Genomic DNA, 15,983 nt, shown 5'->3' with positions numbered 1-15,983 from the left:
AAGGTCAAAGGCTGCGGCTTCTCCGGCCGTGCCGTCCGGAACGCCTTCACCGCGCCGGCTGATGCCGTCGCTTTAATGGCGCCACGCCGTTCCGACGTGTCGGGTGTGTGCATCCTGTTCCCCCGGTGAAGCCATCCCCCGTGCGTCCTCACGCGGAGGGCTTGTCGTAGCACCGTCGGGTCGTCATCCAAGGGGTGAAATGCACTCCACCAAAACTTTTTGCGTGCCGCAAAAACTTTAGTCTCCGCCCCTTTCCTTCCGCCCTTCGCCGTTGCTCCTTTGCCCTTTGCCGCGAGAGAACTCACCAGGGAGATGGCCAACCATCACCACAGGAGAAAACCAGGATGCACACACGAAACGTCAACGTCAAAACCGCCGCTCAAGAATCTTCCAGGAAGATGGGGGAAGAACAAAACCCTGTTTCTGTCGCACGGGAGTGGGTGGCTCAGGCCACCTCGCTGAAAGCGGGGGTCACCGTCACTCTGTCCAATGTGTCCCGATACGGCGACGTTCAGGTGGAGATCCGCACCAACGGAACGCTTAACTGGCACGCCTGGTCGTTTGAACCGGATTTTCTTATTGAACTGAAACGCAACCTGCAATACGTGCAGCTTTAACCGGAGGCCGGATGTCCGGCCTTAACCCAGAGAAGGAGGAAACATGCAGAACCTTAACACCCGTCCGGCGACCCGTAAGGTCGGGCAGAGCACTGAAATCGTGAAGCTGCTGCGCATTCAGGCCAGCGACACCCACGTGGTCGAGTTTGACAACGTGGACACCCGATTTAATGACTGCAACAACTGGCAGGTGATGGCAGGAGGCAAACGCGTCCTGTACAGCAACCGCATGTATGAGAGTTTTTCAGATGTGAAATCGGGGATCGTGGCAACGATCAACGTGTGTGAAAACAGCGGCAGCGTAACGGATAAAGCGATGCTGGAAGGGGCAAAAGTCATGATGCAGGTTCTTGATGGCTATCCGTCCTTTGCAGCACTGGCAGCACACCCGAAACGCATTACCGGTTAACCGAGTGCCGTGACCGGAGGGCAATCCGGCCACGGCTAACCACAACTGTCACTGAGAGGTAAAAATCATGGTCGCCACCAATTCTACGGCAAAAAAACAAGCCAAGACCACCCGTCAGACAAAATCTGCGGAAAAAATCGCGCAGTCTACCGAGCAGAAGCTCGTCCAGCTGCTCGCTGATACGCCTGTGCAAATCTTCCCGTACTCCCGCCTGTCACGCACTGACTTAAACACGCGCATCATTCCGCATACCGATCAGGAAGTGGAAGAGATGGCAGACAGCATTCAGGCAATGGGCATCCTGCAAAACCTGATTGGTGCAGAACTGCCGGACGGTACGATCGGCATTGTCGGCGGGGAAGGTCGTCGCAGAGGCACAGGCATTCTGGTGATGCGCGGTGTGCTCGATGCGGACACGCCGTTTGTTCCGGTGAAAGTCCTGCCCGTTGAGATGGCGGTAGCGGCCTCGATGATCGAGAACGGTCGACGTAAAAACATGCATCCCGCCGAGCAGATTATCGGTTTTCGTACCCTTCAGCAGGAAGGTAAAACGGCCTCTCAGATCGGCGCACTGATGGGCTACCACCCGCGCCACGTTCAGCGCTGCCTGAAGCTGGCGAATCTTGCCCCCTCCCTGCTGGATGCGCTGGCGCGGGATGAAATCTCCCTTGAACAGTGTGAAGTCCTGACACTTGCTGATACCCATGAGCGTCAGGAGCAGGTCTGGAAAGAGGCTGTTGTACAGTGGCGCGATCCTGCTGTACAGACTCTGCGCAAAATGGTGACCGACGACAAGATGGCCATCAGTCACCCGATGTTTGAGTATGTGGGCGAGGAAGCCTATACCGCCGCTGGCGGTACGCTGACCGCCGACCTGTTCAGCGACAAGGACAGCACCTTTGCCGATGCAGCGCTGGTGAAATCTCTGCTGGCTGGCAAGCTCACCGTGCTCGCCGCTCGCGTTAAGCAGGAGCAGGGCTGGGGCTGGGCTGAGTACCGTATGACGGAACTACGCTTCAGCGGTGAGGACGCTGAACTGTACCGTTTTGCCATGCCGAAAGCTGTCCTGACGGAAGAAGAACAGAAGCGCGTCAGTGAGCTGGAAAAACAAAGAGATGCTACTGAAACCTACGATGACGAATACGAGCTTCAGCAGCAGATCGATGACATTTACTGCGAGGCGCAGTACCGCGAAGCCACGCCGGAATTTCGCGCCGCCCACGGTATCTGGGTGTCATGGGATGGTAACAATTTTCGGGTTCAGCCAGGTATCCGCAAGCTGACCGACGAAGACCGGGCAGCTGAAGAACAGGCGCGTCAGGAGCGTGAAAGCAATGTGATCAGACACACCACGCCTGACATTCCCGCTGACGCCTATCCGGCAACGCTGGTTAAGGCCATGTCTGCGGAGCGCACTCTTGCCGTTCAGGCGGAACTGGCGGGTCGCCCCGATGTATCGGTGGCGCTCCTGACGTGGACGCTGTGTCTTGCGCTCTTTGATCGCACCTACGGCAAGCGCAATGAACCGCTGAAAGCCTCCGTGTCCTCGAATCAGTATCACCTTGCATCACTGGCTCCATCCGGTGATGAAGGGAAGGCGCTGACGGCGCTCAAAGCACAGAAAGAGGCGCTTCAGGCAACGCTGCCCGAAAACTGGCATCTCGATTTCACCTGGCTGCTGTCATGGTCAGCAGAGCAGGTGAACACCCTGCTGGGATTCTGTGCGGCACACGGTATCAACGGCATTCAGGAACGTATGTACAACCATACGCAGAAAAGCGAACTGGACGGGCTGGAAGCGGCGCTGGACTTTGACCTGCGCAAATGGTGGCAACCGGATGCTGAGAGCTACTTCGGTAAGCTCACGATTTCCCAGATTGGCAAAGCCTATGAAGAAGCCGGACTCAGCGCCCGTGCGGGTGAAGTTGTGAAGCTCAAGCGCCGCGATGCGGCGAAGGCCGCCGAGCAGGATCTGAATGCTCAGGGCTGGCTGCCTGACTGGATGGTGCGCACAGCGCCAGCCGCTGAGGCTGAAGAAGCCACTGAATCTGACGCTGATACCACTGACCACGCTGCTTAATTCCGGAGGCCGCCGCCTTCGGGCGGCGGGAACAGACATGACCATGCAATATGACCTGAACCGAATCAACACCCTGACCGCCACAGACCTGGAGTTTATCCGTCAGCAGGGGGAGGACGCGCGCCGCGCCCTCAGCGATGCCGTGACCGGCCTCCTGTCGACACCTGAAGGATGGCGCGTCTGCGCCGAATACCGCAGCGAGTTCGGCGGCTTCTTCCCTGTCCAGTGCCGCTTCAGCGCGGACGGCAGTGATGACTGGCATCTTTGCGTGTGCAGCCCGGGCGAAGTCTCGCCTTACTGGCTTCTGGTGCTGCTGTCCTCCGGCGGTGAAGTGGTGCGTACTCTTTACCAGAGCGACACGCTTCAGCCTGAACGGATAAACCAGCTGATCGCGCAGCTGGCAGGTATGCGCCGCTTTAACTGCACTGCCCGCACCGTGGCGAAGCTGATGAATGTGGAGGTGACATCATGATCCCGTCCTCACACGCGCTCGTTTCCCTGAAGCCCGCCCGTCAGGCTGCAATACAGGCTATCAGCCATGTTGAGTCTGCCCGTGAACGCGGCGCACGACTGCCCGCCATGCCGTATGTGCGTACCTTTCTGCGTCTTCTCACGGGCAGCGGACGCCTCAACGCCACGGTGGCCAATAAAATACCTGGTCTGCACTGGGTGCCAAATAACCGTCATTCGAACCTGAAACAGGTCGAGGAGGCGCTTAACACGATGATCGCCACCAGTGGCGAAGCCTGCCCGCTGCCGCTCACAATTGACGTACAGGCCGAACTGTTTCCTGAGGTCATGCACACCCGCACGGGTCGACGGCTGCACAGGTCCGGCATTAAGACCACGCGTCAGATGCGCCGCCAGTCTCGTGAGTACGAACAGCGCTGGAAACTGCGCCAGAACCTGCTGGAGCAGGCGAAAATCGACCTGAATTTTCAGTCTCCGGAAACCGTCTGCACCTGGTACACCCGGTGGAGCGACGAGTTTGACGCGGCAGAGCTTGCCGGACCGTTCTGGCGCTGGCAGTCGCGGTTCACGTCGCTGAAGGAACTTGACTGGCTTCGCATCAGCGGTGAGCCGCTGTATGCAGTGATGTACGAAATCCCGTTCATCGTGCGGGAGACACCGGAACCTGTCCGTACTGCTGAGCGCTGGCAGGTACCGAACAAGCTGCGGTACCGCCCGCACGGCCGGTGACAATATTGCCCTGCGCGTCAGTGGCGCGTTCAGCAGCGAAGAGAGCCTGCGAGCGGTGACGCTTCGGGTCAACAACCGCTATATCCCGCTTACGGACATTGCCAGCATTGTACGCAGGCCGGCAGAGCCGCCGGCTCCGCTTTTTCGCGTCAACGGCCAGCCTGCCGTTGGCCTTGCCGTCTCGATGGCGCCAACCGGAAACATGCTTGATTTCGGGCAGGCGCTGCGGTCGCGCATGAACAGCGAAGCCGCACAGCTGCCGCACGGTATTGAAATGACCCGAATTGCCGATCAGTCTGCCGTAGTGAAGGAGGCCGTCAGCGGGTTTGTGCACGTGCTGGGGGAGGCAGTCATTATCGTGCTGGCCGTCTCTTTCGTTTCGCTGGGGCTGCGTGCCGGGCTGGTGGTGGCGGCAGCGATCCCGCTGGTGCTTGCCATGACGTTTGTCTGTATGCATCTTGCTGGCATTGGCCTGCAGCGCATCTCCCTTGGCGCGCTGATTATCGCGCTGGGCCTGCTGGTTGACGACGCGATGATCACGGTGGAAACCATGGTGGCACGTCTGGAAGCCGGCGAATCCCGTGCCAGTGCGGCGACCTATGCTTTCACTTCAACGGCATTCCCGATGCTGACCGGCACGCTGGTGATGATTGCCGGCTTTATTCCGGTTGGCTTTTCCGCCTCAAGCGCCGGGGAATACTGCTACACCCTGTTTGCGGTGGTACTTATCGCGCTGATCAGCTCATGGGTGGTGGCCGTACTGTTTTCTCCGCTGACCGGCAGCTGGCTGTTGCCTGACGCGCTGCAGAAACACACTGCCGGTCCGGGGCTGCCTGGCAGGCTTTACCAGCGCCTGCTTGCCTGGGTTCTGCGGCATCGGTTATGCGATATCTGCAGGGGCACTTCCAGCATAGAAAGAGCAGACACATGAGTCGGATGCGTATGAATAATGCAGTTCACATCAACCGGACTCCAGCCAGAACTGGTTGATCTTTCCCGTCAGTCTCAGATCTACCTGGTGGCGCTTAGAATGCGGCTGCTGAAGCCAGGCGTAAAAGCCACTGGGATGAACATCCAGCACCCGACAGAGCAGACGAACAGGCCAGCAACTGCTGTTGTCACGGATAAAGGCGTACCTCAGTCGGACAGCTTTGCGAAGTACGCCGCGGCTTTTTTTAATATGTCCCGTTCGTCGGTAACCCGCTTCAGCTCCTTCTGGAGCCGGCGGATCTCGGCCTGAGTATCTGACTGTTCTTTATTAGTGGAAGAATCCGGACCGTACTTCTTTATCCAGGCGTAAAGGCTGTGGGTGGTGATATCGAGACGTGTTGCAACGCTGGCAACAGAATAACCGCGATCAACAACCTGTTTGACTGCTTCAATTTTAAACTCTTCGGGATAACGCTTACCGCTCATAGGCACCTCTCTTTAAGCCATCTTAAATGACTCGGAGGTGTCTGTTAAACCCGTGGCGATTCATCCTTCGCGCAAATTAGCTCACGAGGTTGTCAGCAACTTCTGTTGATGACTTAGAGACTCCTGGCTATCACCGCGGCTGCTGAAAAGAATCTCAGCTGACGAGAACCTCACCCTGGAGAGAGCAGTCTGTCAGGCTTTAAGACCTAAAGCCTGACATGCGTGGCGTAAAATTAACGACGTACGGCCATAATACCTGCATCCACGTCCCAGATAGCACCGGTCACCCAGGCTGCCTTGTCCGACAGCAGGAACAGGATAGTATTTGCCACATCTTCCGGCATGCCCACGCGGCCCAGCGGATGGAAATCACTCATCGCCTTCATTGCATCAGCAATATCTTCTTTGGCCATGAATCCTTCGTATATTGGCGTCTGCACAATACCCGGAGAAACGGCATTCACACGGATACCCGCGCTGGCCAGTTCAATCGCCAGGTTGCGCGTCAGCGCATGCAGGCCGGCTTTTGCCATCGAGTAGGCAGAAGCGGGAGAATCACCCAGCGCAGCCTGCGCGCCAATTGAGCCGACGTTCACTATGGCACCTTCGCGTTTGTCGGCCAGCATGTTCTTCACCACGTCCTGCGTGATAAAGAAAGTGGCTCGGTTCAGCGACAGGTAGCTGTCGTAGTCTGCGGCATTGTGCTCGGTAAAGCTTTTCGGGATAAAGATACCCGCGGCATTTACCATCAGGCTGATGTCGCGGTGATGCGCATTGATTTCCTCACGAATGACATTCATCCCCTCTTCGGTCATCAGGTTTGCCGTAATGACCGACACCGGGCCAAGCGGGCTCAGTTCTTTCTGAACGGCGTCAGCTTTATCCTTTCTGCTGCCCGTCAGGACCACGCTGCCGCCGGCTTTCAGCACCATGCGCGCCGTTTCAAGACCCATACCGCTGGTGCCGCCTACGACCAGAAGCTTTTTACCGCTAAAAAAATCGCTCATATGTGACTCCATTATTTACTGGTGGTGTTCAGCCGGCACATAAACGGCCGGCAGGTGTCGGGTAATCAGATGCTGCAGCCGCCGGTGCCGCAGGCCTGACCGGCAGTTACGGTCATTTCCTCCTGCTTTTCATCCCAGACCTGGCGCAGCGCACTGAGGAAATTTTCCGAAGCCTGGGCGCCGCTGATGGCATATTTCTGGTTCAGCAGGAAAAGCGGCACGCCGCTGACGCCGATTGATCGGGCGCTGCTCTCATCATCCGTTACCGGGGCCGGGGCATTACTGCTGTTTGGTGTTGTCCAGCTGGCCATGGTTATTTACGGCCTTTTTCATGGGGACAGACTTTCCCCTGGCAGAGCTGCAGGCCTTGTTATTGCCTCCTGCGGATTGCTGATGCTGCTCCTGCCCGGCGCCACTGCGCCGAAGCCGGGCAGTGCGCTGATCATGGCGCTGGCCGGGCTGGCCGGGCTGGCCTGGGCAGCCTATACCCTTGCCGGAAAAAAAATGCCTGATGCCACAGCGTCAACAGGGATTTCAACAGCTGCAACTGATTAGACGGGTTGGTAACCACTAAATTGATGACAAGTCGTACCGGTAATTTATCATCGCCATCAGCCTGACCGACTTCAACGGGCTCAGGCAGACGAATAATGTAAACAGAAGGTGTGTTGGCATGTGTACTGTCACAGTGCGGGATCGCCACAGAATAGCCATCAAGCAAAATACCCGTCGGGTACATGGCTTCACGCTCGCGTAGTGCCTCCAGATAGGTATCCTTCACTGTCCCCGCAGCATTCTGCCGTTCATGAATATGCTGCAGCACCTCGTCATAACTTTTGAAGTCGCCGCCATCGGTGACGCTGATAAGTACTGTATCCATAACTTCTCCCAGTAGCTTAATTTTGCTCAAGTGAGCACATACATATATACATATGAGCATTTATTGCATGCCGGTGTTTTGCGGAAACAAGCAGAGAGCAAAAGTTATAGGTCGATCACAGTAATAAACAAGAGAGCGAAATATATAATGCTCATATGAGCGCATGGCTGAATACCATATGACCATTTATTTATATCAACTGACTGAATTAAAAAGGAATATATCTGTTTACGGCTGATTAGCTGTTTCGCATGGTATCTTTGCGAAAGCGCCTGAAATCACGGAGTGGTAATTCAGCGGATGTCCTGACAACTGCAGGCGTAATGAACGGAAATCTGATTGTATGGGCTTTTCGCGAATTTGAGCCACTGTCGCTGCGTCATGAAATTTCAAAGGGGGGCGCCGGCAGTGCCCCGTATTGAAAGAGAGACCGGTGTTTTCCTGGCTTATCAGGAGTTGACCAGCTTTACAGCTGTATCAAAGTCGGTGATCAGCACATCAAGAAGGCCTGACTTAAGAGAGGCTACGATACCTTCATACTTCTGCTCTCCTCCCGCCACGCCAATCACTGTTTTCGCACTTCGCAGTTGCTCAGTGGAAATACCGAATCCCAGCCGGCTTATCGGGCTGTCAAGGATCTCTCCTTTGCTGTTGACGAGCGTGATGCAAACATCAGCCGCGATGTCATCACGGAAAAGTGGTGTCTGCCATTCTTCGGGAAAAATGTCACACAGGCTTGACGAGCCGGTTTTCCAGGCGCCAATACCAGTAATAACAACGTCCAGGCACGAATAATACTGTTGGGTGTCAACCACTGCAGGATCGCTGGCCAGTTTTTCTGCCAGATTTTCATCATCCACCCACATGGGGACATACATGGGATGTGCCTTTCCCTGAGAGATAGCTGCCAGCCGGTGTATCAGGTCTATCGGACCCTGACTGAATTCAATACCCGGATGTACGCCTGAAAGCTGCACAATATCTAAAGCAGGGAGGCTGGTCAGCTGACTCACGGTACTGGACAGAACGCGCCCCCAGGCAATACCCACCTTCATACCCCCTGTCAGGTAATTGCCCAGGTAGCTGGCTGTGATACCACCCAGCTTCTCATTTAGTTCTTCCTGGCTGTTCCAGGATTCTGATACAGAAAGCACGACGGCTTTTTGCAGGCCGTATTTCTCGCAGATATTATGAGCCACTTCTTCATCAAGCATCTGCTGTTTGGGAAAAAGAAACTTAACGTATTCCTGCTCGATCGCCTCATCGATCAGGCGCGCGGCCTTGAATCGTGAGATCTCGAGTTCTTCGGCAATTTCTGTTTTGGTCTTCATCTCAACAAAATAACGGCGAACGACCAGAGAATAGATGTAGCGGGGGTCATAACCTGACCAGCGGCTGTTTTTTATACGTTTAGGCATGGCGAATTCCTTTTTAATCGAAAGGAAATATCACAAAGGTTAACCTGTTGCCCCTGATTTTAATCAAAAGAGTACACTTTTTTACGCTCGTTTGGTATTTACTGGAGTGCTTTCTTACTGCTGTGTGATGGGCAACACGCATACTGTACTTGGTTGGTAAAGCTGGCTGGCATTATACCTGCGCGTACGGCTGCCACAGGTACACGTTAGAGCCGGTATCCATGATAAAGGTTTGAAAACAGGTTGCCCGAAATGACCTTTCTTGAGTAAAGCAGTACCGCACGGGCAGTATGAATGTAGCTTCTTCACCAGGCTGGTTTTTTTACATGGTTCATCGATTCATGGTTCATCGATTAAGGTAAGAAGTGTTTTGCACAATGTATATCCGGCAATCAGATACGGCCTATAGCCCTTCTGTCACCGCCAGGTTACAGAAATCACAGGCGCTAATTTCGGTAAAACGATTAATGAATATCAGCAAAAAGTCTTCCCGGGAACTTCATAAATCATCTGCTACTCCTGAAGGGGAAAAGTCCAGGTCGTTCATCAGATGGCTTCTTTCATCAGCTTTCCTGAGCTTTCCACAGGCAGCTGGTCCCATTGCATTCTCATTGCTTGCACTCAGTATCACAGGCGACAGCAGAGGCGGAGCAGCGATGATCCTTGCCATGACGATTGCTCAGGTTATTGGCGTGATCCCGTTTACACGCCTGGGCAACCGCTTTAACTCGGTCACTTACTTCCAGCTTCTGACGCTGACTCGTTCTATGGCTTTACTCTGCATAGTACTGGCATCATGGTATAAATTGCCTGTTACGGTATTAGTCATACTTGCCAGTCTGGCCGGACTGGTAAATGGTGCAGCTCAGGGGTATTTAAGGGTGATATTAAACCACGTGGTTAACGCAAACCGTTTACCACGTGGGCTGGGTATGGCCGCGACTCTGAATGAGATGGTTTTTGTTCTGGCTCCCGTGGCCGCATCAGGACTGGGAAGCATCTCCCCGGTGTTTTCTCTGCTCGTCATTACCGCTCTGGGTATACTTCCCGTTGTTCTCATTCCCCGGCTTAATATCCGGAGCTCCCCTGCCGTGGTTAAAACCAGGCAAAGAGCACTGACAAGACCGGTTGCTTTGGTGCTTATATGCTCTACTGCAGCTGAAGCAACCGTCGCAGCCGTTGAGATAGGTGCTGTGGCGTTAGCCCTGAACTTTCGGTATGAGCCATTTTATGCCATTTTTTTCACCGTTCCCCTGTGCCTTGCCTCTGTCATGGGAGGAGTCTGGGTCAGTATCCGCAACCGGATGTCTGCACCCGGCACAGTACTTTTACATCTGTGTCTGATGATGCTAGGGGCTTTGATGGTTACTGTTAATTTCTCCGTCATTACAACCATTGTGGGTGTGATGTGTATTGGCTCTGTCATTGCCCCACTTGGAACACATTTTTCGCTTGTACTTGATGAAATGTCTCCTCCGCATCTGAAAGCCGAAGTCTTCGCCTTACTGCGAACCTCCAATGCCATGGGTGTGATATTTGCGAGTGCCCTTCTGACTGTGACATCGCTGTCATTATCACTGTTAATAACTACGATTTTTATTGGGATAGTCGCTTCAGGAATGGCTGTTGCAGTGCTGGGTAAGAAAAGCGTGATTGAGACTGATTGTGAATAACACCTCAAACAGTAGGGCTTGTTGCTTAATCAAAGACACAACACAGTTAAGATAGTTATCAGAAGATTAGTAGGAGTAAGCCGAAAAATGGCTGTCTTATTAAGCTTACATAAAAGCATTTTTACGCTTCTGGCACGAAACAGACCAGTGTACTGCAAGGTCCGCTATGAGCGAACAGCGGAAGTTCGCATTTGTCATAACAGCCGGGATCCATGACTAAAATTGGCATCTGATAATCAACCGGAAGCAGGTCAGAGCACGCCGCGCATACCTGAAAATGAAAGGCAAAATTGACCTAGTGTCATCAGCCGTACCTGGACTTCCGGGGAGCCGGCCCAACGTGACATCCTTTGGCCGTTAATCATTGTCAGCCCTGTCTACTGCTAAAACCGACAGGGCAATCCTGCAAAGCAATACGAGGGCAGCGATCAGGCATCCAGACTCTCCCGTAAGGACTGAATAAACAGCTCCATTGCTGGCGTAATGACCTTACCTGAGTGATGAGCACACACTGCAGAAAGGGTTTCAGGGCGTGGTGACAGAGGAAGTTCTTGCAACAGTCCGGCACGCAGCTCTTTCTCCACCGTGAATCGCGGTAAGTACGTCACGCCTGTATTAGCCATCACGCACTGCTTAATGCTTTCAATGCTGATGAGTTCAATGGTGGAGTCAATCGTTATTTTTCTTTGTCTGAGGACAGATTCAAACATCAGACGGAATACACATTGTTTTTCATTAATAATGAAACTAACGGGGATATGCTGATTTCCCCGAGTGAAATCAACCAGTGCTAATTCGGGAGAGGCAACGAGCACGAGAGGATGTTCGCCATAGTTTTCCATAATGAGAGAAGCATCATTGCCCACACGATAGAAAATCCCCAAATCAATTTCATTGGCCAGCAAGCTGTCACGGATTGTATAACAGTTCTGGGATTGCAGAGACAGCAACACATTCGGCGCTCTTTTCTTAAAACTCTTCAGCACCTGCGGGATCTTGTAGGAGAGCAGCGTCTCGCCCACGGCAAGGCGCAATTCACCTTCCGGTTCATCGTTTCGCTGGACAGCCTGCTTAATGCTATTTATAACGACCATCATTTCATGAATATGGGGCATCATATTCCTGGCGGCATCCGTTGGCACCATGCGGCGACCAATTTTTTCAAACAGCTGAACGCCGTATTCGGCCTCAAGTTGTCTGATCTGAAATGTAACCGTTGACTGCGTACAGCAAAGTTTACTGGCTGCTTTGGCAAACGATCCTTCTTCCAGAATGGTCCTGAGGGTTAACAAACGACGTAAGTCCAAGATTGTCTCCTGTGAAGTATTCATAATGTTGAATCATGAATGCGAAAACATTCAATATTTTTTCTTATTGGCATCCTCTAAATTAAAAAAAAAGAGGAGTTATTATGTCACTTTCAATTGCTGGCGCTTTTCTGGCTTATACTTTCATCACTGCACTTACCCCAGGTCCTAATAACATTCTGGCTCTGAGCTGCGTGCATACTCACGGGTTTCATAAAAGCCTACGTCCACTGGCTGGCATGGGGGCTGGATTTCTCATTATTATGCTCCTGTGCGCCTTATTTACCGTGGCGATAACCCGGACACTGCCTTCCGTAACCCACTGGCTGACCTGGTTAGGCGTGATTTATATTCTCTGGCTGGCACTGAAAATAGCCCGAAGCCAGCCTGCAAATAACACCCGTTCTGACGTCCCACTGAGCTTCAGAACCAGTTTTTTACTGCAGTTTGCGAATGTAAAAATCATCCTTTATGGAGTAACGGCGCTCTCTACTTTCGTCATTCCCTATACCAGCAGTCAGGTCTGGATTATTCTGATCAGCGTTCTGCTGGCTTTGATCGGTGTTTTTGGCAACCTCTGCTGGGCGGCAGCAGGACACCTTTTTCAGGCGCTTCTTCGCCAGCACGGTCGCCTGGTCAATAGGATCCTTGCAGGGGCACTGGTACTGGTCGCAGTGGATATGTTGTTGTGAAACACATACAGTTCGCTTGATCCTGTTCCCGTCATTTCAGTCGGATAAACTGACAACAGTTCTGATGTCAGTTTATCCCCCAGGGCTATAGCCCTAATGTTATGCCACGGGTTTACCCGGTATAACATGCCCCAGTAATGCCTGCACGGGGGCAGTTTTAATGTCATTGTCAAACTGGCTGACGCTGTTCAGCCTGTCGATTTGTGCCTCTGTGAGATTCGCCCCTGAAAACCCCACATTACTGACGTACTGCGCCTGGGTCCGGGGGCCAATAATAGGGATACATTCCTGTGCAGCAACCCAGGCAATAGCTACCTGGTCCGGGCTTGCCCCGTTTTCAGTGGCTATAGCCAGAACCTCGTCAAGAATGGCGCTCCGCTGTTCGTTGTTTTCCGCCTGGAATACCTTTCCGCCCATCCCTTCTGCCCTGCCTTTTTCACCGGCGCGGTATTTGCCTGTGAGCATTCCACCGCCCAGCGGGGACCAGGTTATGGGTGTTATCTGCAGCGCCTGACAGGCTTTCAGCATGTCACGTTCGGGCTGACGTGAAACCAGACTATACTGGAACTGAGAGGCGACAATCGGCACCGCGCGAGACAGCTCGGCAAGCGTTGCTGCGCGTGCCAGCCGCCAGGCCGAAAAATTGGACAAACCGGCGTAAAGAATTTTTCCGGCTCTGGACAGATCTTCAAGCCCCCGTACCAGTTCTTCTGACGGCGTAATATCGTCAGGATGATGAACCCAGTATAAATCGATACGATCGGTTTTAAGCCGCTTCAGACTCGACTCCACCGAAGACACCATCGCCCGGCGACTGTTGCCTGTAACCAGCCCGCCAGCTGCTTTAGATGCGCCGCTCGAATATTTTGTCGCAAGAAAGAAATTCTCTCTGCGTCCCTGAAGGAGGGCCCCCAGAAACTCTTCTGATTCACCGAACTGATACACATCAGCCGTATCTATAAAGTTACCGCCATCCTCTGCAAAAGCATCTAAAATCGCCCGACTTTCGTCTAACGATGCGCCGTATCCCCACCGCATGCCAAAATTTGCCGTTCCCAGGGCTACTGAAGATACTCGAACGCCTGTATTGCCAAGGATCTGATATTTCACATTGTCACCTCTTGCTTATGTTTATGATTTACCATGTCTTTGAAGGAGACCCGGATTAGCGGGTATATGCCCATATATCATCTTATTCTTTTACGCTGACAACCTGCAATTCAGATTTGGTGAAAAATGTTCTGCAGCGCCATGACGTTGTCCGCGCCAAGACGTTCTTCAATGATGTGCTGGCAGCGCTGCCAGGACGGAAACGCGTCTCTGATAAGCGCTTCACCTTCAGGGGTGATAGAGACCTGCTGCTGCCTTTTGTCCATACCATCACGGTCAACCTGCAACCACCCCTGACGCGCCAGAACGGTGACGTTTCGTCCTACCGTAGAACGATCCAGCCCGGCGATATCACCGAGCCGGGTAAGGCTTACGGGATTATTGTTTATCACCAGCCTCATCAACGAATACTGAGCAATATTGATGCCATAGGCATCCAGCTCGGCATCGTAAATCGCGGTCATCTTACGTGTGAAATCACGCAGATTTTTACAGTAGCAGGGAGAACTCATATCCAGTGCCCATATCAAGATCAGATAACAAAAGGGATTTAAGAGCGTATACCCGCATTAGATCTGAGTCCAGAATGCGACACCGGAAAATAAACATTTGATGCAGTGACTCCCTGGCTGAACCCGAAGGTTTATTGATCTGCTGGAAAGCGTTGACGCTGATCGCAATATGTGGGTATATACACGTATATTGTTATACCCGTAGTCAGCGGACAGCGCTTTGTTCAGAGAGGAAACATGGCCATTAATTCATCAACCATAGCATCGAGTTCACCGTCACGTATTCACCCGGCTGGCCTGCTTTCAATCGGGCTGGGCAGCATCCTGAGCTCACTGGACTTATTTGTCGTCAATCTTGCCTTCCCGTCGATCAGCCGAAGTTTTCCCGAACACCCCGAGGCCACACTGTCACTGATTCTGACGATCTTCTCAGTCTGTTTTGCCTCCACTCTGGTGCTGAGCGGCCGTTTTGCTGACCGGTACGGCCGACGGACTATTTTCTCGGTAGGTCTGGCCCTGTTTGGTCTGTCGAGCCTGCTCTGCGGGCTGGCGCCCACGCTCTGGATACTCATCGCCGCGCGGGCAATACAGGGGGTTGCTGCGGCCATGCTCATCCCGACAAGCCTTGGGCTACTACTGGGTGCATATCCTCAGGAGAAGCATAAGCAGATGATCGGGTTCTGGGCAGCCACCGGCTCGGTTGCGGCCGCGGCGGGCCCTGTCCTGGGTGGCTTTCTGGTTCAGGCGGACTGGCATCTGATTTTCTTCATCAACGTGCCCATCGTGATTGGGGCTCTCATCTGTACCCGATACCTGAAAGAAAGTGCACCGCATACCGGGCCTGCCCCCGATATTGCTGGAAGCGTACTCCTGACGTCAGGAATAGCTCTCCTCACCGCCACCATAGCTCATACTTCGGAATGGGCCACCCACAAAGCCGCTATTTTCGCGGGAAGTATGGGAGCCATCGTCGTTCTGACGGTATTTGTGTACCACTGCCTGAAATCCTCCCGTCCTCTTCTCGACCTGAGTCTGTTCCATTCCCGGGCTTTCACAACGGCAACAATAGGCATGGGATGTTTTTATATGAGTTTTGCCGTTATGTTACTTGGCGGCACGATGTTTCTGACCCAGGCATGGCACCTGACCGCCGCACAGGCAGGTCTTGCTTTTGCTGCGGGACCCGGCACCGCCGTTGTCGCCTCGCTGCTTATCGGGAGGGTAAAGGCCACTCCACAGAACCTTGCTGTCGCAGGTTCCGTACTGTACTTCCTGAGTGGACTCTGGTGGTTTTTAACGCTCAGCGACCATACCGATAATGCCTGGTTACTGAACTATTTGCCCGGACTGATTATGACCGGACTCGGTGCGGGTATCGCGCAGACGGGCTTTATGGCAGGTGCGGTTTCCGGGCTTCCGGCCCATATGTATTCGACAGGAACAGGGCTGATCAACACCTCACGCCAGATTGGTGCGGCGATCGGCGTTGCGCTTTTTGTTGCTCTAAGCGGTAAAGCTGCTGCACCCGAATCCTTCCATGCAGCCTGGCTGCTGATGAGCCTGTGTGGCCTTATTGCGGCGCTGTCGGCGAATTACCTGCGCCGCAAAATTTCCCCGAAAAAGTAAATGCCTCAGCAACACGGGAGCAAGTCAATGTCCGCT

The 15,983-nt window shown here is 53.4% G+C and carries 15 protein-coding genes and 4 pseudogenes; 10 read left to right on the top strand and 9 right to left on the bottom strand.

Going from position 1 to position 15,983, the window contains the following annotated elements; genetic code table 11:
• The first annotated feature begins 344 nt into the window (after positions 1 to 344).
• The 6 genes and pseudogenes from OTG14_RS22790 to OTG14_RS22765 form a co-directional block, all read left to right on the top strand.
• Complete coding sequence (locus tag OTG14_RS22790) at positions 345 to 617, top strand: hypothetical protein (protein WP_239619750.1); 273 nt, start codon at positions 345 to 347, stop codon at positions 615 to 617.
• A gap of 43 nt (positions 618 to 660) precedes the next feature.
• The gene (locus OTG14_RS22785; RefSeq protein ID WP_119916880.1) at positions 661 to 1,026 is read left to right on the top strand and encodes a hypothetical protein; all 366 of its coding nucleotides are present in this window, start codon (positions 661 to 663) and stop codon (positions 1,024 to 1,026) included.
• A gap of 67 nt (positions 1,027 to 1,093) precedes the next feature.
• Positions 1,094 to 3,106, top strand: a complete 2,013-nt coding sequence (locus OTG14_RS22780; RefSeq protein ID WP_267215789.1) for a ParB/RepB/Spo0J family partition protein — start codon at positions 1,094 to 1,096, stop codon at positions 3,104 to 3,106.
• 37 nt (positions 3,107 to 3,143) lie between these two features.
• Complete coding sequence (psiB, locus tag OTG14_RS22775; protein WP_239619752.1) at positions 3,144 to 3,578, top strand: conjugation system SOS inhibitor PsiB; 435 nt, start codon at positions 3,144 to 3,146, stop codon at positions 3,576 to 3,578.
• Positions 3,575 to 4,306 (top strand): plasmid SOS inhibition protein A, encoded by a 732-nt coding sequence (locus OTG14_RS22770; RefSeq protein ID WP_214580432.1) that lies wholly within the window; start codon positions 3,575 to 3,577, stop codon positions 4,304 to 4,306. The genes psiB and OTG14_RS22770 overlap by 4 nt, the downstream gene beginning before the upstream one ends.
• Positions 4,284 to 5,198: pseudogene (locus OTG14_RS22765) on the top strand (efflux RND transporter permease subunit); the annotation flags it as partial. The gene OTG14_RS22770 and the pseudogene OTG14_RS22765, both read left to right, overlap by 23 nt.
• Here OTG14_RS22765 and OTG14_RS23765 read toward each other — a convergent pair.
• The 4 genes and pseudogenes from OTG14_RS23765 to OTG14_RS22745 form a co-directional block, all read right to left on the bottom strand.
• The gene (locus OTG14_RS23765) at positions 5,150 to 5,266 is read right to left on the bottom strand and encodes a hypothetical protein (RefSeq protein ID WP_333020572.1); all 117 of its coding nucleotides are present in this window, start codon (positions 5,264 to 5,266) and stop codon (positions 5,150 to 5,152) included. The pseudogene OTG14_RS22765 and the gene OTG14_RS23765 overlap by 49 nt on opposite strands.
• Positions 5,267 to 5,270: 4 nt before the next feature.
• Positions 5,271 to 5,722, bottom strand: a pseudogene (locus OTG14_RS22755) (transposase); the annotation flags it as partial.
• A 233-nt stretch (positions 5,723 to 5,955) separates the two neighbouring features.
• Entirely contained in the window at positions 5,956 to 6,729 is a 774-nt protein-coding gene (locus tag OTG14_RS22750; protein ID WP_119916883.1) for an SDR family NAD(P)-dependent oxidoreductase, read from the bottom strand.
• 65 nt (positions 6,730 to 6,794) lie between these two features.
• Positions 6,795 to 7,001, bottom strand: a pseudogene (locus OTG14_RS22745) (DsbA family oxidoreductase); the annotation flags it as partial.
• Between OTG14_RS22745 and OTG14_RS22740 the strand changes: the two are divergent.
• A pseudogene (locus tag OTG14_RS22740) lies at positions 6,994 to 7,257 on the top strand (EamA family transporter); the annotation flags it as partial. The pseudogenes OTG14_RS22745 and OTG14_RS22740 sit on opposite strands and share 8 nt — an antisense overlap.
• Here OTG14_RS22740 and OTG14_RS22735 read toward each other — a convergent pair.
• Both OTG14_RS22735 and OTG14_RS22730 read right to left on the bottom strand, forming a co-directional pair.
• Positions 7,172 to 7,609 carry a PTS sugar transporter subunit IIA gene (locus OTG14_RS22735; RefSeq protein WP_267215788.1) on the bottom strand — a complete coding sequence of 146 codons (438 nt, stop codon included), beginning with the start codon at positions 7,607 to 7,609 and terminating at the stop codon, positions 7,172 to 7,174. The pseudogene OTG14_RS22740 and the gene OTG14_RS22735 sit on opposite strands and share 86 nt — an antisense overlap.
• 449 nt (positions 7,610 to 8,058) lie before the next feature.
• On the bottom strand, positions 8,059 to 9,027 hold the full coding sequence (locus OTG14_RS22730) for a sugar-binding transcriptional regulator (RefSeq protein WP_114268498.1): 969 nt from the start codon (positions 9,025 to 9,027) through the stop codon (positions 8,059 to 8,061).
• 377 nt (positions 9,028 to 9,404) lie between these two features.
• On the opposite strand from OTG14_RS22730, the gene OTG14_RS22725 reads away from it, so the two are divergent.
• Positions 9,405 to 10,700 carry an MFS transporter gene (locus OTG14_RS22725; RefSeq protein WP_244288155.1) on the top strand — a complete coding sequence of 432 codons (1,296 nt, stop codon included), beginning with the start codon at positions 9,405 to 9,407 and terminating at the stop codon, positions 10,698 to 10,700.
• A 428-nt stretch (positions 10,701 to 11,128) separates the two neighbouring features.
• On the opposite strand, the gene OTG14_RS22720 is transcribed toward OTG14_RS22725, so the two are convergent.
• Complete coding sequence (locus tag OTG14_RS22720; RefSeq protein ID WP_024906930.1) at positions 11,129 to 12,007, bottom strand: LysR family transcriptional regulator; 879 nt, start codon at positions 12,005 to 12,007, stop codon at positions 11,129 to 11,131.
• A 104-nt stretch (positions 12,008 to 12,111) separates the two neighbouring features.
• Between OTG14_RS22720 and eamB the strand changes: the two genes are divergently transcribed.
• On the top strand, positions 12,112 to 12,699 hold the full coding sequence (gene eamB / locus OTG14_RS22715) for a cysteine/O-acetylserine transporter (RefSeq protein WP_024906929.1): 588 nt from the start codon (positions 12,112 to 12,114) through the stop codon (positions 12,697 to 12,699).
• 99 nt (positions 12,700 to 12,798) lie between these two features.
• On the opposite strand, the gene OTG14_RS22710 is transcribed toward eamB, so the two are convergent.
• Both OTG14_RS22710 and OTG14_RS22705 read right to left on the bottom strand, forming a co-directional pair.
• Positions 12,799 to 13,809, bottom strand: a complete 1,011-nt coding sequence (locus tag OTG14_RS22710) for an aldo/keto reductase (protein ID WP_024906928.1) — start codon at positions 13,807 to 13,809, stop codon at positions 12,799 to 12,801.
• Positions 13,810 to 13,919: 110 nt separating this feature from the next.
• The gene (locus OTG14_RS22705; RefSeq protein ID WP_024906927.1) at positions 13,920 to 14,321 is read right to left on the bottom strand and encodes a MarR family winged helix-turn-helix transcriptional regulator; all 402 of its coding nucleotides are present in this window, start codon (positions 14,319 to 14,321) and stop codon (positions 13,920 to 13,922) included.
• Positions 14,322 to 14,558: 237 nt separating this feature from the next.
• Between OTG14_RS22705 and OTG14_RS22700 the strand changes: the two genes are divergently transcribed.
• Positions 14,559 to 15,947, top strand: a complete 1,389-nt coding sequence (locus OTG14_RS22700; RefSeq protein ID WP_052259185.1) for an MFS transporter — start codon at positions 14,559 to 14,561, stop codon at positions 15,945 to 15,947.
• Positions 15,948 to 15,983 lie beyond the last annotated feature (36 nt).

The sequence above is a fragment of the Enterobacter pseudoroggenkampii genome (assembly GCF_026420145.1).
In the GTDB taxonomy this organism is placed as follows: domain Bacteria; phylum Pseudomonadota; class Gammaproteobacteria; order Enterobacterales; family Enterobacteriaceae; genus Enterobacter; species Enterobacter pseudoroggenkampii.
This window is presented reverse-complemented; position numbering and strand designations above follow the sequence as displayed.